The sequence below is a fragment of the Alkalinema pantanalense CENA528 genome (assembly GCF_050753345.1).
Classification (GTDB): domain Bacteria; phylum Cyanobacteriota; class Cyanobacteriia; order Leptolyngbyales; family Leptolyngbyaceae; genus Alkalinema; species Alkalinema pantanalense.
In genome coordinates, this window is sequence record NZ_JBLZFX010000045.1 from 33,101 (window position 1) to 47,500 (window position 14,400).

A 14,400-nucleotide genomic window follows, 5' to 3' on the forward strand; every position below is an offset into this window, starting at 1 on the left:
AGTCAAACTCCCCTGAATAGCCGATCAGCTAAAAGACATGGTGTACAGATCTTCGATCGGCACATTCTTTCGCCACAAAATTTGTAAACTTTGTCACACTAGAAATCATGATGTTGGGTGAAGACTCATGTTTGTGTATCCAGAGTTGTTACAACTCGACGAACAACGGTTGATCCAACGGTGGGAACAGCCCTCTCCCGCCGGAGAGGATTCCTTTACCTATTACACAGAAATTGCCCAAGTCCTTCTCGATCGGGCGATCGTGGCATTGCCCGCCCTGACTGAGGACTTGGAAGAAGATGAATCTGGACGCACCACAGCACTATTACTGCTGATTCATCACCACTACGTCCCCAGAGAGAACCCATCCGGGGACGATGTCAGCCTGGAATAAGTATTCTTTGCAGCTATTCTGATTTTCACCTCGATCGAGTCAGCAGACGATCGCCTAAATCGGCCAGAAAACGCTATTGTGATGATCTGGTCTGTTTCTCGTTCTTTCTGCAACCATGGCTCAGTTTCAGGACTTTTTGGCCCACCTTAACCCGTCCCAACGGCAAGCTGTTGAACATTTCTGCGGCCCACTGCTGGTCGTAGCCGGGGCTGGCTCAGGCAAAACGCGGGCTTTGACCTACCGCATCGCCAACCTTGTGCTGACCCATCACGTGGATCCAGAAAATATTCTTGCCGTCACCTTCACCAACAAAGCCGCTAAGGAAATGAAGGATCGGATTGAGCGACTGTTTGCCGATCAGCAAGCACAAGCCACCCACGGAAAACCCTTGAATGCCCTGCCGGAGTACGAACAGACCAAGCTGCGATCGCAGGTCTACAAAACCATTACCAAAGATCTGTGGATTGGCACGTTCCATGCCCTCTGTTGCCGAATTCTGCGGTTCGACATCGACAAATACACCGACGAGAAGGGGCGGAAGTGGACGAAAACCTTTTCCATTTTTGACGAGTCAGATGTTCAAAGTGTGATTAAAGACATCATCGTCAATAAACTCAATTTAGATGATAAGAAATTCGAACCCCGCAATGTTCGCTACGCAATCAGCAATGCTAAAAATAAAGGCTTATCTCCAGCGGATTTAGAGCGAGAGCAAGCAAATTTTCGTGGTCGGGTAATTGCCGATGTCTACAACCATTACCTCGATCGACTAGCGGAGAATAATGCATTAGATTTTGATGATTTAATCTGGCTACCCGTTAAGCTGTTTCAGCAGAATGAACAGGTTCGAGATTACTGGCATAAACGCTTCCGTCACATCTTGGTAGACGAATATCAGGACACCAACCGCACGCAATACGATTTGCTACAGCAATTAACTACAAATGGTGCATCTCCCCGCAAATTCAAGGATTGGAGTCATCGATCGATCTTTGTTGTGGGAGACGCGGATCAGTCGATTTACTCCTTTAGGTCAGCGGATTTCACGATTCTGATGGGCTTCCAGGAGGACTTCGGTGATCGTAAGGGCGATGTGGAAACGCAGACGATGGTGAAGCTGGAGGAAAACTATCGATCGACGGCTAACATTCTAGAAATGGCCAATGCGTTGATCGAAAATAATACCGAACGCATCGACAAAATTCTCAAGGCAACCCGTGGCGAGGGCGAAGCGGTTTACTGCCACCGTTGCGAAGACGAAGTCGATGAAGCGGAATTTGTAGTGCGGCAAATTCAGAGCTTAGAGCGCACCAATCCAGAACTAACCTGGGGTAAATTTGCTATTCTCTACCGCACCAACGCCCAATCCCGTGCCTTAGAAGAATCCCTCCGCCGCGCCGCCGTGCCCTACAAAATCATTGGAGGACTGCGCTTCTACGATCGTAAAGAAATTAAGGATGTACTGGCCTATTTACGCGCGGTGGCTAATCCTGCCGACACGGTGAGTTTACTGCGGGTGATTAATACGCCAAAACGGGGGGTGGGCAAATCCACGATCGAATCGTTAGTCAGAGCCGCCACGGAATTAGGAACCTCCCTGTGGGAAATCCTGAGCGATGAAACTTCAGTGAAAACCCTGGCAGGTCGTTCTGCAAAAGGGGTTTTAGCGTTTTCAGGGTTGATTCAAAAGTATCGTCAGCGGCTTGATCAGATGTCTGCCTCAGAGTTGGTGCAAAACTTGTTGGAGGAATCCGGTTACTTAGAGGATCTGAAACTGCAGGGCACGGATGAAGCCATCGATCGCATGGAAAACGTGCAGGAGTTATATAACGCAGTCTTGCAATTTGAAGAAGACAGCGAAGACGATCGGACATTAACGGGATTTTTGGCTAGTGCAGCTTTGGCCTCAGATTTAGACGACAAAAATAATGAAGATGAGGTTGTCTCGTTGATGACGTTGCATTCGTCAAAGGGGTTGGAATTTCCCGTCGTGTTTCTGGTGGGATTGGAACAGGGACTCTTTCCCAGTTATCGATCGTTGGATGATCCCGCCGCGATCGAGGAAGAACGGCGGTTGTGTTATGTGGGCATTACCCGTGCCCAGGAACGGCTGTTTATTTCCTACGCGCGGGAGCGGCGGCTCTACGGCAACCGGGAACCTGCGATGCCGTCGCTATTCCTAGCAGAATTGCCCAAGGAATTACTAGAAAGCAATACCCTCTCTGCCATTCCATCGCGGCTAAGTCAGGGCACAGCCAAAAGCGGCAAAGTAGCGGGTAAAGCCGCAGCCAGTTCAACCTTCAAAGCCCGGAACAATCCCCCCCAGGAATGGAAAGTGGGCGATAAGTTGGTGCATGAGGCATTTGGCACGGGGCAGGTGAGCCATGTATTTGGCAATGGTGCTAAGGTCAATTTAGGCGTGAAGTTTCCCCAAGCGGGTCACAAAATTATCGATCCCAAAATTGCCCCGATTCGCAAGGTGCAGTAGGGTGTTCTGAAGTGGGTAGAGACTGTTTCAAGGCGTTGACGGCTGAGATCACCGCTTGAGCCGCCCGATCGATGTCCGTTTCGGTGTTAAATCGACCGATGCCAAAGCGAAGGGAAGCAAAGGCGAGGTCATCGGCTAAACCTAAGGCTGTGAGAACGTGGGAGGGCGCAATTTTAGCGGCAGTACAGGCGGAACCGGAGGAAACAGCGATCGTAGATTGCAAGGCTAAGAGCAATGCTGTACTTTCCACACCCGGAATGCTAATATTCAAATTTCCCGATAGCCGTTGTTCAAAATCACCATTCAGATTCAAGCCATCCAACGTTTGCAATCGCGACCACAGGCGATCGCGCAGGTGGCGAATCCGTTGGGATTCCTCCGGGAGAACAGCTAAGGCAATTTCCACCGCTTTGGCAAAGCCGACAATTTGCGGGACATATAGCGTTCCTGATCGCAGTCCCCGTTCGTGGCCGCCGCCGTGCAGTTGGGCCGCCAGGGTCACCCGTGGATTGCGCCGCCGCACGTACAGCGCTCCAATTCCCTTAGGGCCATAGACCTTATGGGCTGTCAGAGACATTAAATCCACCTGCATCGTTTGCACATTTAGCGGAATTTTCCCGATCGCTTGGGCGGCATCGGTGTGGAAAATGATGTGGCGATCGTGGCAGAGTTGGCCGATTTCTGCGATCGGTTGCAGCACGCCAATTTCATTATTTGCAGCCATGACGGAAACTAAAAGCGTATCCGATCGTAATGCCGCTTCTAATTGCGCCAAATCCAATAAGCCATCAGGTTGAACCGGCAGAGTCGTAACTTCAAACCCTAGAGTTTCCAAATAGCGGCAGGGATCCAGTACCGCATTATGTTCCGTTACCACCGTGACGATATGCCGACCTTGACTGTAATAACGTTCCGCCACACCCTTAATCGCCAAGTTATTCGCTTCCGTTGCACCACTGGTAAAAATGATTTCCTCAGGCGTTGCCCCGATCGCTTCCGCCACTGTTGCCCGAGCTAATTTCACCGCTGCTTCTGCTTCCCAACCATACTGATGGGTAACGCTAGCGGGATTGCCAAAAAATTCTGTAAAAAAGGGTTTCATCGCCTCGAAGACACGATCGTCTACGGGCGTAGTCGCATGGCAGTCGAGATAGATCGGGCGATCGGGCATGGCAGCAGAATAACAATGATAGGGAACTGGCAGGAATAAATGTGGAACTGACCGTTAGAACTGGCCGTAGAACTGGCCGTAGAACTGGCCTTAGAATTGGCCGCAACTCCACGCTGTGACCATCCTACAGGAATTTCCTAGGACTGGGTTGTCCCAGGTAGGGTCCAAGCGAGGCCATCGCGCTATAAAGTGGAGTTTATCCTTTTGTGAAAACGGGTTAGACCATGGCTACTACCGCCTCACGGTGCGCGATTTCACGGTGCGCGATTTCACGGTGCGCGATCGCCCTGGGCAGCAATTTAGGCAACTCCTTAGAAATTTTGGAGTCGGCATTAACGATGCTGGCGAAAACCTCCGGCATCCACGTACAGGCGCGATCGTCATGGTATCTTACCCAAGCTGTGGGGCCACCGCAGCCAGACTATTTCAACGGCTGTGCCCTGCTGCAAACCCAGTTGCAACCGCAGGAATTGATGACGCAACTGCTGCATACCGAAAACCAGTTTGGTCGGGTGCGGCGAGAACGGTGGGGCGCGCGAACCTTAGATTTGGATCTGTTGCTGTTTGAAGATGTCATTTTAACCACCCCGACGCTGGAATTACCCCACCCCAGAATGGCAGAACGGGCGTTTGTTTTAGTGCCATTGGCAGAAATCGCGGCGGATTGGATTGATCCCGTGACGGGACGATCGGTGGCAGAATTGCTAGCGGCTATTAACTGTAGCGGTGTGGAAAAGTGGAATAATTCCCCGGATGATCCCCATGCTCTGGCGAAAGAATTGGGTATTTAGGGGTACGATCCAGGTTCTCTGCGATATGGTTGAGAATTTCTGCGCTTTGCCCTTAGAATTCAGTGAGACTTGCGTTTCTTTGGAACTTGTGTTTCGTTGAAACTTATGTTTCTTTGTTTTCCTTATTCATTTTAGGTTGATTAAACACTATGCCCTTTGGTTCTGAACCGCCCCAATTGCTGCGTCGTAAGCTGTTTTATCAAGGCCGCAAGTTTGCCTATGAAGTCAATCGCCTACGGTTGCCCAATAAGGTCGAGGGAGAGTTTGAATGTGTGCGTCATCCCGGTGGGGCGTTAGTGATCCCAGTGACGCCGGAGGGCAAGCTGGTGTTGGTGCGGCAGTATCGCTTTACGGTGAAGTCGCGCATCCTGGAGTTTCCAGCAGGAACGGTGGAAGAGGGGGAAGATCCCGCCGCAACGGTGGAACGAGAAATTCAGGAAGAAACGGGGTACAAGGCTGCTGAAATTGAGAAGCTGGGAGAATTTTTCCTGGCTCCGGGTTATTCCGATGAAATTATCTATGCGTTTCTGGGCAAGGGCTTAGAGCAGTTGGAGCAACCGCCGGAGCAGGATGATGATGAAGATATTGAAGTGGTGTTGATGACACCGGAGGAAGTGGAACAGGCAATTCTGTCGGGAGATTTGGCGGATGCGAAATCAATTTCTGCCTTTGTCATTGCCCGATCGATGTTGATGAGTCAATAAGCTAAGACAGCAGCAGGACAATGCTAAGCGGATTTCCCAAGCAAAGATTAGCTACAAATCTCAACGATCGTAGCTGTAAGGAATCTTTTCTTTCGTTCACTCTCCAAACTGGCACAATTTCCACTTGTTTTGTAGTTCTTTTTCAACTTTCTAGCACGGCGGGGGGCGGTATTTGGAACGTGTATGTTGAACAGGTATTACAAGCTTCGGATAGGGCTACTGTTGTGTTAAAGCCGATTGACCAAGGAGCCTTTTATCAATCTTGCCAAAAACTGTCAATCCACATCAATTACCAATCTCCACGGGGCAGTCGCAGATCAGAGCCACAAAATTTAGCTTATCAAGAGCACTTAGCCGCTTTACAACTAATCCATACGCATCACAAACAGAAAATCCCCCTGCGCTTTGGAGAAATGGTGGGTGGATTACAGGAAAAAAACAAGGAGCAACCGTGGTGGCAAACAATCTTATCTTTCTTGCTTAACCTTTTTCAACCAGAAGAGTTGCCCCTACTGGATTCCAATGTTTCTAAAAAATGCCAATTCACAGTACCCTTTGGATTAAGCATGATTGATGAAGGACGATCTTTACCCAAAGGCGTGTATATACGAAATTATTGAACAATAGTCCGGAGAGATCTATGGGAGAGTCTTATTTCTCAAAGAATGGAGAATAATCAGGCTTCGTTGGAAGCTTCGTAGCAGGAACCTGCTAGCTTCAGGTTATTTTTCTCTGTTCTTTGCGTAAGTGCATTACCCATGACTGGATATTCCACTATAGAGATCATTGCGTTTAAGCCGATCGAGTGCCACATACTCTTTTGGGTTCTGGAGGCAGCAGGCTATTCTGCATAACCCGTGCTACCTCACCCATCCATTGAAATACACATCCATCTCCACTACCGTGCCGTCGTTTGTGGCTCCCTCGGCGGCATTGTAGACCCGATCGACGATTGTCCCGGCAGCTTGCCCAACTGCTGAAGCTCCACCTTCGGCATCCGTTGCGGCTTACCCAACCCATAGGTCACATCATAGGCCCGCGCCACCAGCCAGAGCCACAGGCTGGGATAACGCGCCTCCAACCAAGCCTGTTGCCCCAGCACCAACCCTGGAAACCAGCCACCCAATAGGAAACCCACGATCGCGCTCAACGCAAAATTCACATAACTGCCAAACCACTGTACCCATTCCTGCACCTTCGTCACCCGCCAAATCCAAGCTAACTGCGCCGGATTCATCTTTGCCGCCGTCACCGCCATCTTGTTGAAATCTAGCCAACTAGCCCGATCTTTAATAAAGTTATCGGCAACAGTTGGTTCCTGCCGTGCCAACACTTCAAAGAATGTATTGAGCAACGCATTGGGGATATAGGGTGGAATGTTATCGTGAGTTGGTACCATCATGCCCTTAGAAAAGAGCCAAGTGACCGAAACATTACTCTGGTAAGCCCGAATTTGATCCAAGTAATTTGTAGTTAACAAATCGTGCTTGAGACAAATATCTAACAGATGGGTTAACCGTCCTAAATTCCGTACCAGCGATCCAAACCCCGTAAAAATTAATGGAGACTGCAACGAAGCTGCATCCCCGATCGAGATTAATCGATCGAATGCTACCGTACGATCGCTGGCATTGCTGCTGAAGTGGCCAGGAATGTAGCCAAAGGTGGCTTTTTTCCACACCAGCTTATCCATATCGCAACGGCGATATTCCGGCAAAATCGTGAAAAAGTCTTCATACATCTCCAGCAATGAGCCGGGATTGTCGGGATGGACTTGGTGATAGTGGAATAGATAGAACGTTAAATCCTTACCTTCCCCAGGAAACAGTTCCCAAATCAACTGCCGCCCCTTGGAGAGGTCACCATGGCTGAAGAGCACATCGCCATACTGCGAATCCCACACCCCATCCTCAAAGCCATCGGAAATAATCGCGCCCACCGTCGGACACACACTATCAAAGGCCCGTCCCCCGTTCAACTGCCACGCGATCGGCGAAGCCGTGCCCATCGCATCCACCAACAGTTTTCCAGTGGCTACTTTAGTCGTTTTCGTCGGTAAATCGATCGCCTGAATCGTCACGCAAGTGCGATCGATATCTGCCCTCTGAAACTCCGTTTCACCCCAAATTTCTCCCCCTGCTGTCGTCAATTTTTCCCCGCACAACCGCAAAAACTTCTCCGCATCGATGGCAATATTCAACACCGTTGGCGTATGCAGAACACTCGATCGGGCCTGAGGCGGATTATTTCCATCAAAGAATTTATGGAATCCATCGACATACTCCGCCGCAATAATTGATTCAAATTCCTCAATTGTAAATAAACCTAGGTCAATTAAACTTTGAAATTCCTTGCGGGAAATATTCCACTCTCGGTTCATCCGGCCAAAGGGTAGCCGCTCCAACAACAGCACCCGATAGCCTAATTGGGCCATCACCGCCGCATGAACCACCCCCAATGCCCCACCGACATAGATGAGGTCATAGTCCGGCGTCGTCTTGCTCAGCGTCCCTGTAGGCTCAGAATTGTCCTGCGATCGTTCAAAGATCACCTGCTTCGGCGTTTGGGGATTGTGTACCCCTTCCCGCCAGCGTTGCTCCCACCAATACACCCGTGTCAGATCGTATTCTCCATTGGGAATTTTTTGGAAATATTTCACCGTTTCCGGATAATCCGCCGCCAAGGACTCAAAAATACTCTGCTGGGACAGATCAATTTTTGGGGGAGCAGGATACTGATTCGGAAAGGCCGATCGAAGGGCTGTATTGAGATGGGTCAGGATGGCTTTTTCCTGGGGCAAAGATTTGTCTGCCCAACGAAAAATCTTTAAATAGGTTGTGCGCTGGACATGCCACACAAAAATCGCAAGTTCTCCCATCCCGATCGCCACCCGGCAGCCGTTCGGAGTCGCCGTTTTCTGGCCGGCTAGAGGTTTGTAGGTGTTCCGCAGCCAGTCACGCACAGCATCGGTTTTGGGTTGGGGGATTTCTAGGTAGAGAACTTCTTTCATTTGCGGTATGAAAACTCCGATCATTTACCGAGGGCAATGGGGTTGACAGGTCGCCAAAATGAGCTAAACTCCTGATACCAAATCAGATAGCTGAGAAATATTTACACTTCTTCATCTTGATTCTAAGGCGTCTTCGCATCTCCTATGAATTATCCCATTCCCCGGAACTCTCGAAATTTGGCATCGTTGCGCCAGCAACCTGTCAACGATGAGTTATTGGCCCAAGCGATCGCAGGGGTAATTGAAAATGCGCGAGCCAGTGGTCAAAGCTTAGATGACGTAAAAGCAGAAGTATTAGCCGATGATTCCTTGTTGGATCCTCAGCAGCGTCGCTGGTTATTCGATATTGTGGCCCAAGCTTGGGATAAGTTGGCGTAATGACGGTGTTGGATTCTGTTTGCTTGGATTCTGCCTTAGAGGTGGAGCGATCGCTCCGTTTGACCGATACCCAAGTCCTGGGAATTGATCTCGGGGGGACTGCGATTAAGTTAGGGCGATTTACGGTAACGGGCAAATGTCTGCAAACCCTAACCTTGCCAACGCCCCAACCTGCTGAGCCGGAACCTACCCTCACAGCAGTCTGCGAAGGCATTGCCCAAATTGATCCGCAGCGTAGCGCAGTCGCCATTGGCATTGGCACTCCTGGCCCCGCCGATCGATCTGGTCGAGTTGCCCGCATTGCCATCAATCTTCCCCACTGGATTGACATTCCCGTTGCCGCCTGGTTAGAAGCCAAGACGGGTCGCCCCACAATCGTTGAAAATGACGCCAATTGTGCGGGTTTAGGAGAAGCGTGGTTAGGCGCAGGCCGATCGTTTCAGAATATGATCCTGTTGACCTTGGGCACCGGAGTCGGTGGCGCAATTTTCATCAATGGTAAACTTTTCACGGGCCGCCACGGAGCTGCGGGGGAACTGGGCCTCATCTCTATGGATCCTGAAGGCCATCCCTGTAAGAGTGGTAATTGCGGTTCCCTAGAGCAGCATCTTGCGATCGCAGCCATTCAGCGGCGATCGGGCAAAGACCCTGCGGAACTATTTGAACTGGCCCGATCGGGGAACTACGAGGCTTTAACCTTCTGGCAAGCCTATGGGCGGGATCTTGGCATCGGCCTCACCAGTTTGATCTATGTCCTGACGCCTGATGCAGTCATTATTGGCGGTGGTATTTGTGACAGTAGTGAGTTTTTCTTTCCCGCTGCCTGGAGAGAAATTGAACAGCGGGTGATGTCCACTTCACGGGATGGCCTACGACTGCTCCGGGCAGAATTAGGTAACCAAGCAGGTATGTTGGGGGCGGCCAAGTTGGCGATCGATCGCTATCTTTCGACAAAGTCCGCCCTGGAATAAAGAATCACGATCGCGGTTAGATCAACGCCACCGAAGTTCTTCCTGTGGCCAACAGGGTTTCTGCACCATGCTTATCCATGGGCCGTGCAAAGAAAAATCCCTGGGCCTTTTGGCAACCAATTTTTAGTAATGCATTCAATTCCGTTTCAGTTTCAATGCCTTCGACTACAACCTCTGGCCCCAAGCTGGCCGCCAGCCGGGTAATGCCTTCAATCATTTGCCACTGCTGATTACAAATAAAGGAGCGATCGATTTTTAACTCCGTAATCGGCAAGGCATACAGTCGGCTGAGGGAGGAATACCCTGTGCCAAAGTCATCGATCGCCAGTTGTACGCCCAGATCCCGCAAGTGCTGCAGCACTTCCACATCTGTCTCTGGATTTTCTAAAATCGCACTTTCCGTAACTTCTAAAATCAGATCGCTGGGCGCAATCCCCGTTGTCTGTAGAACCTCTGAAACATAGGGCACCAAATCCGGCTGTGATAACTGAAGCGCAGAAAGATTTACACTCATTGTCAGGGCTTGTAGCGCTGGAAATTGTTGCTGCCACACCTTCAGTTGATGGCAGGCGGTGCGCAGAACTAAGCGATCGACCTCTTGAATCACCCCCATACGCTCTGCAATCGGAATAAAGACCGCAGGTGAAATGAAGCCTCGCTGGGGATGTCGCCAACGAGCTAATGCTTCAAATCCAATGACCTCATGGGTTTGCAAAACCACGATCGGTTGATAGAAAACCTCCAATCCTTGATTTTGTAAAGCTTGTTCAAACTCTCGTTCTAGGTGAAACTGTTCCATGTCTGACTCTGTCCAAATTGTCACTACTGGAACAGTTTCTTTTTCAATTGCTTCTGCAAGGCGAATCAGGCGATCGATATTACGCAACGCCATACCGAGTAAGGCTTGCCCCTGCTGCGACTGGGCATTGAGCTTACCGTCGTGGAGCAGCCCGAGTGCGCCTCGGATAGAGTTCAAGGGCGTCCGTAATTCATGACTAATTAAAGCGATGGGATCCTGCAATGCCTCAGGTCTACCGTTATTGGCTTCATCCTGAATAGGTTGTGGCATTTGAGCAACTGTTTCTGAAAGTTTACCGATCATTCGTTCATTCCTTGTTATGAAAGTCATCTAGGCGGACACTGATAACCAGAGTGAGGCGGGTTGGAATGACGATCGTAGTTGCTAGTCCACTGCGATCGTCATCAAGTTAATTACTGACCTTTTCGTAACGGTGGTAATCTCAACTTTCAACATTGGTGGGTTCCTAGGGGTATGTCTTTTATAGCCCTTGCTTCAGTCATTGTCATACCTCAGTCATTTCAGCCACCTTTTCAGGGCCGCTTTAGCACTTAGACTTGCCTGAGTCTCCAGCGATGAGAAGCTATATAGCCCATGAAGAGCAGATTATCGATTAAAAATGGAATAAGCGTGAAAATTTTCCGATCTATTTTACTTTTCCAATAAATTAAAATATAGCACTGATGGCACTGACCCAAAGCTCAATCCCAATCGCACAAGAATTCGCTCGAACAACCGTTGGGTTAAAATATAAAACCAAGGTGAAGCCATGGTGAAGATTCCGATAAACTGGTCTCAATCCAATGAATGATTGAGTCAAGTTTTGATTATTTGTGGGGAATAATCAAGGTTAGACCAGGGATGACTGACTGTAGTCTCCTTGATAAGCATCTCCTACCATCCTGGTGCAACCGAGTCTTGGTGTTTAAGAAGCTACAGAAAGATGACTGAGTAGCATTTGTCATTAATGCATTTGCTGATAAATCTTCACTATGGATCAATACGTTGATGATCAACCTGTTTACCTGAAGTCCACTCTTTTGCCTTATGTTTCTGAATAGTCAAGATTCGCTGCTCCTTGTACATTTGTGTCCGATCGCTGGGTCTAAAAGCTTTATTCGAGAGTTTCGCCTACAAAAAACTGGTTGGATGAGAGTGAGTCTATGGAAAACTTCTTAGTAGTGCGATATTTCTTGCCGTAGGTTGCCGAGTCTATGGAGTTATCAGTTTCATTATGCAAGTGCAGATGATTTCATTATTTAATTTCATGTCGTTGATAACACCGATGTTAAATTTTCTAAGATTGATGATCTCTCCTAGTTAGATACGAGTTTTTCTGGACATTGTGTGTGAAATCCTATGCGACTAACTGATTGTCAGACTCTTTTCACGGACTTCATCACTCTTTATTAATTACCCACATCAATTAACTTTTTGTTCGCTTTGTTTGTAATCAAAAAACACGAAACATGCTTTAAAAGAATTGGAGTTTGATGACTATGTTGAAGCGTATCTTAGTGATTGACGATGAAGAAGACATGTGCGAAATCGCCAAGATTTGCCTACAAATTACTAATACTTGGGATGTCCTAACGGCAACTTCTGGGGAAGAAGGAATTGAAATAGCGGAAGCCAGTCTTCCAGATGCAATTTTACTGGATGCTGCTATGCCTCGGATGGATGGTTTGCAAACGCTTAAAAATCTCCATTCCAATCCTAGGACGCAAAATATTCCCGTAATTATGCTGACGGCAACTGTTAAAGTAGCATCTCAACGAGAATATTTAGAATTTGGAGCAAAAGCGGTTTTGATTAAGCCATTTGATCCAGGAAGTTTGGCTAGTCAAATTGAAGTCGTGTTGGGATGGATACCTTCCAATGAAGGTGGAAAAATTTTATAGTTGATTATTTCTTGCCTTTCTGCAAAGACTGGAAGAACCAAGGTGATTTCATTACTTTGGCAAAATATTTATTTTGAATCGATCACAATCGTCTTAAAAGTGATGTTTAAAGCTTGAAACTTTAAAGCGCTGGGTTTTAGGTGACTTACAGTTGAGGGGTTTACCAGTAGCTTCTGAACAGTTATCTTGAGCCTGACTGTGTTAAACCGTTAAACAAGCAGGCCCAACTAATTTTGTCTGCCTAACTCACGGGGGGAATACACTGCGCTCACTGCAAAAATTGGTCTAGTTAAGTTGTGCTAATAGAGTGGGAGATTTAGAGAGCGTCGATCGAGATCCGGTTTCACTAACCAATTCAGTGTACCCTGGTCAAGCTTGTTATGCTTCTCTGTCCACAGTCGGTCACTGTGAAACTACGCCTTCATAAGATCGACATGCTTCTGAGATAAGGTCCTCGATATACTAAGTATTCAATACACTCAGTACTCAAGACATCAAATTACTTGAGACACTGAAGCACTCGATACACTAAATTACAGGGCTGACTTGGTTAGCTGGTTTCCTTTCTGTCGGTTACCCCCACTATGGCATCTATCGCCCGCAAGAACCTATTCGAAGACATTCCCCGCTTTTTGGTTGCTCAGGCTGGGATTATGTTTGCTGTGAGCCTAGTGACTATCCAGCTAGGCATTCTGAAAGGGTTTAGCCGATCGACGGCGATCGTGGTTGATCACACCACGGCTGATCTTTGGGTGACCTCCCAGGAAATGGTCTACTTTGAGCTAACGTCTGCTTTACCCGCCGACTACCTCACCCAAGCTGAAAAAGTGTCAGGGGTCGATCGGGCAGAAGTTCTACTCCTTCGCTCTGGACGCTGGCGAGATGCCAATGGCAAACTGGCTCCTGTGAGAATTTTTGGCTTTAATCCCGATGGGCAACTCTTTGCAGGGTGGAAAATTTTGCAGGGCAAGATCGAAGACCTCAAGCAGCCCTACACCGTCATGCTAGATCAAGATAGCCGTCGATCTCTGGGGCTTCAGCAAGTTCGCGATCAAGGCAGCATCGGATTTTTACCTGCTACGGTGGTCGGATTTTTGGATGATGTGCAATCCAATGCCTCTAGTCCCTTTCTCTTTGCTTCCCTAGAAACAGCTAATGCCTACGGTACCGCAGAACTCTCGAGTTCCATCACTTGTACTCGTCAAAGCAACGGAGAACTCAACTGCACTAACCGCTTTCAGAATCGGCCCTTGGGCCAGAAGGTAGGAGACATTCAACCGCCTGCTCGATTAAATTTAGGCGATCCCATTACTTATATTTTGATTCGGGCCAAACCTGGCGAAAATCTTGATCTGCTTAAACAGCGTTTACGGGATGCCTTACCTGGCACAGAAGCCCATACCCGCAAGGAAATGGCTGCCATAACCCGGAATTATTGGGAAGAGCGAACCGGTGTGGGATTCATCCTTGGCTTAGGGGCTACCGTCGGTTTTATTGTCGGCATGGTAGTGGTCGGACAAATTTTGTATTCCTCTGTTGCCGATCACATCCGTGAATTTGGAACTCTTAAGGCAATGGGTGCGTCCAATTGGGTAATCTACCGCGTAATTATTGAACAAGCTTTGTGGATGTCAATTTTGGGCTATGTTCCCAGCATTTTGCTTTGTGTTGGACTAGTGGACTGTCAGTTTTCAATTTGTGGATAGAGGCGCTTCAGTCGAATCCGAGCATCGGCAGTAGTAAACTGCCAATCTACTGCCTTTTGCAATTGATTACGTTCAGTGTACCAAGCC

At 48.5% G+C, this 14,400-nt stretch carries 12 protein-coding genes; 9 read left to right on the forward strand and 3 right to left on the reverse strand.

Going from position 1 to position 14,400, the window contains the following annotated elements; all coding sequences use genetic code 11:
- Window positions 1-127: 127 nt before the first annotated feature.
- Window positions 128-394 carry a hypothetical protein gene (locus tag ACN4EG_RS15515; protein WP_431630730.1) on the forward strand — a complete coding sequence of 89 codons (267 nt, stop codon included), beginning with the start codon at window positions 128-130 and terminating at the stop codon, window positions 392-394.
- A 115-nt stretch (window positions 395-509) separates the two neighbouring features.
- Window positions 510-2,882 (forward strand): DNA helicase PcrA, encoded by a 2,373-nt coding sequence (gene pcrA / locus ACN4EG_RS15520; protein ID WP_431630733.1) that lies wholly within the window; start codon window positions 510-512, stop codon window positions 2,880-2,882.
- On the opposite strand, the gene ACN4EG_RS15525 is transcribed toward pcrA, so the two are convergent.
- The gene (locus ACN4EG_RS15525; protein WP_431630735.1) at window positions 2,842-4,053 is read right to left on the reverse strand and encodes an IscS subfamily cysteine desulfurase; all 1,212 of its coding nucleotides are present in this window, start codon (window positions 4,051-4,053) and stop codon (window positions 2,842-2,844) included. The two genes, pcrA and ACN4EG_RS15525, sit on opposite strands and share 41 nt — an antisense overlap.
- Before the next feature lie 224 nt (window positions 4,054-4,277).
- Here ACN4EG_RS15525 and folK point away from each other — a divergent pair, with 224 nt between their 5' ends.
- The 3 genes from folK (at window position 4,278) to ACN4EG_RS15540 (ending at window position 6,168) form a co-directional block, all read left to right on the forward strand.
- Window positions 4,278-4,844 carry a 2-amino-4-hydroxy-6-hydroxymethyldihydropteridine diphosphokinase gene (folK, locus tag ACN4EG_RS15530; RefSeq protein ID WP_431630737.1) on the forward strand — a complete coding sequence of 189 codons (567 nt, stop codon included), beginning with the start codon at window positions 4,278-4,280 and terminating at the stop codon, window positions 4,842-4,844.
- Window positions 4,845-4,993: 149 nt separating this feature from the next.
- A complete protein-coding gene (locus tag ACN4EG_RS15535) occupies window positions 4,994-5,548 on the forward strand; it encodes an NUDIX hydrolase (RefSeq protein WP_431630739.1) in 555 nt (184 codons plus the stop codon).
- A 20-nt stretch (window positions 5,549-5,568) separates the two neighbouring features.
- On the forward strand, window positions 5,569-6,168 hold the full coding sequence (locus ACN4EG_RS15540) for a hypothetical protein (RefSeq protein WP_431630741.1): 600 nt from the start codon (window positions 5,569-5,571) through the stop codon (window positions 6,166-6,168).
- Between the two features lie 278 nt (window positions 6,169-6,446).
- Here ACN4EG_RS15540 and ACN4EG_RS15545 read toward each other — a convergent pair whose 3' ends face one another.
- Complete coding sequence (locus tag ACN4EG_RS15545; RefSeq protein ID WP_431630742.1) at window positions 6,447-8,558, reverse strand: NAD(P)/FAD-dependent oxidoreductase; 2,112 nt, start codon at window positions 8,556-8,558, stop codon at window positions 6,447-6,449.
- 144 nt (window positions 8,559-8,702) lie between these two features.
- Between ACN4EG_RS15545 and ACN4EG_RS15550 the strand changes: the two genes are divergently transcribed.
- On the forward strand, window positions 8,703-8,936 hold the full coding sequence (locus tag ACN4EG_RS15550; RefSeq protein WP_431630743.1) for a hypothetical protein: 234 nt from the start codon (window positions 8,703-8,705) through the stop codon (window positions 8,934-8,936).
- A 5-nt stretch (window positions 8,937-8,941) separates the two neighbouring features.
- Complete coding sequence (locus ACN4EG_RS15555; RefSeq protein WP_431630745.1) at window positions 8,942-9,907, forward strand: ROK family protein; 966 nt, start codon at window positions 8,942-8,944, stop codon at window positions 9,905-9,907.
- 16 nt (window positions 9,908-9,923) lie between these two features.
- Here ACN4EG_RS15555 and ACN4EG_RS15560 read toward each other — a convergent pair whose 3' ends face one another.
- Window positions 9,924-10,976, reverse strand: coding sequence for a putative bifunctional diguanylate cyclase/phosphodiesterase (locus ACN4EG_RS15560; protein ID WP_431630748.1), 1,053 nt, complete (start codon window positions 10,974-10,976; stop codon window positions 9,924-9,926).
- Window positions 10,977-12,205: 1,229 nt separating this feature from the next.
- Here ACN4EG_RS15560 and ACN4EG_RS15565 point away from each other — a divergent pair.
- Together ACN4EG_RS15565 and ACN4EG_RS15570 are read left to right on the forward strand one after the other, a co-directional pair.
- On the forward strand, window positions 12,206-12,607 hold the full coding sequence (locus ACN4EG_RS15565; protein WP_431630750.1) for a response regulator: 402 nt from the start codon (window positions 12,206-12,208) through the stop codon (window positions 12,605-12,607).
- A 584-nt stretch (window positions 12,608-13,191) separates the two neighbouring features.
- Window positions 13,192-14,313 (forward strand): ABC transporter permease, encoded by a 1,122-nt coding sequence (locus tag ACN4EG_RS15570; protein WP_431630751.1) that lies wholly within the window; start codon window positions 13,192-13,194, stop codon window positions 14,311-14,313.
- Window positions 14,314-14,400 lie beyond the last annotated feature (87 nt).

What these genes read in the sequence shown, in the direction of transcription:
- ACN4EG_RS15565 (WP_431630750.1), top strand. Translation starts at nt 12,206, where the DNA reads ATGTTGAAGCGTATCTTAGTGATTGACGATGAAGAAGACATGTGCGAA.
- folK (WP_431630737.1), top strand. Translation starts at nt 4,278, where the DNA reads ATGGCTACTACCGCCTCACGGTGCGCGATTTCACGGTGCGCGATTTCA.
- ACN4EG_RS15570 (WP_431630751.1), top strand. Translation starts at nt 13,192, where the DNA reads ATGGCATCTATCGCCCGCAAGAACCTATTCGAAGACATTCCCCGCTTT.
- ACN4EG_RS15545 (WP_431630742.1), bottom strand. Translation starts at nt 8,558, where the DNA reads ATGAAAGAAGTTCTCTACCTAGAAATCCCCCAACCCAAAACCGATGCT.
- ACN4EG_RS15540 (WP_431630741.1), top strand. Translation starts at nt 5,569, where the DNA reads ATGCTAAGCGGATTTCCCAAGCAAAGATTAGCTACAAATCTCAACGAT.
- ACN4EG_RS15515 (WP_431630730.1), top strand. Translation starts at nt 128, where the DNA reads ATGTTTGTGTATCCAGAGTTGTTACAACTCGACGAACAACGGTTGATC.
- ACN4EG_RS15560 (WP_431630748.1), bottom strand. Translation starts at nt 10,976, where the DNA reads ATGCCACAACCTATTCAGGATGAAGCCAATAACGGTAGACCTGAGGCA.
- ACN4EG_RS15550 (WP_431630743.1), top strand. Translation starts at nt 8,703, where the DNA reads ATGAATTATCCCATTCCCCGGAACTCTCGAAATTTGGCATCGTTGCGC.
- ACN4EG_RS15525 (WP_431630735.1), bottom strand. Translation starts at nt 4,053, where the DNA reads ATGCCCGATCGCCCGATCTATCTCGACTGCCATGCGACTACGCCCGTA.
- ACN4EG_RS15535 (WP_431630739.1), top strand. Translation starts at nt 4,994, where the DNA reads ATGCCCTTTGGTTCTGAACCGCCCCAATTGCTGCGTCGTAAGCTGTTT.
- pcrA (WP_431630733.1), top strand. Translation starts at nt 510, where the DNA reads ATGGCTCAGTTTCAGGACTTTTTGGCCCACCTTAACCCGTCCCAACGG.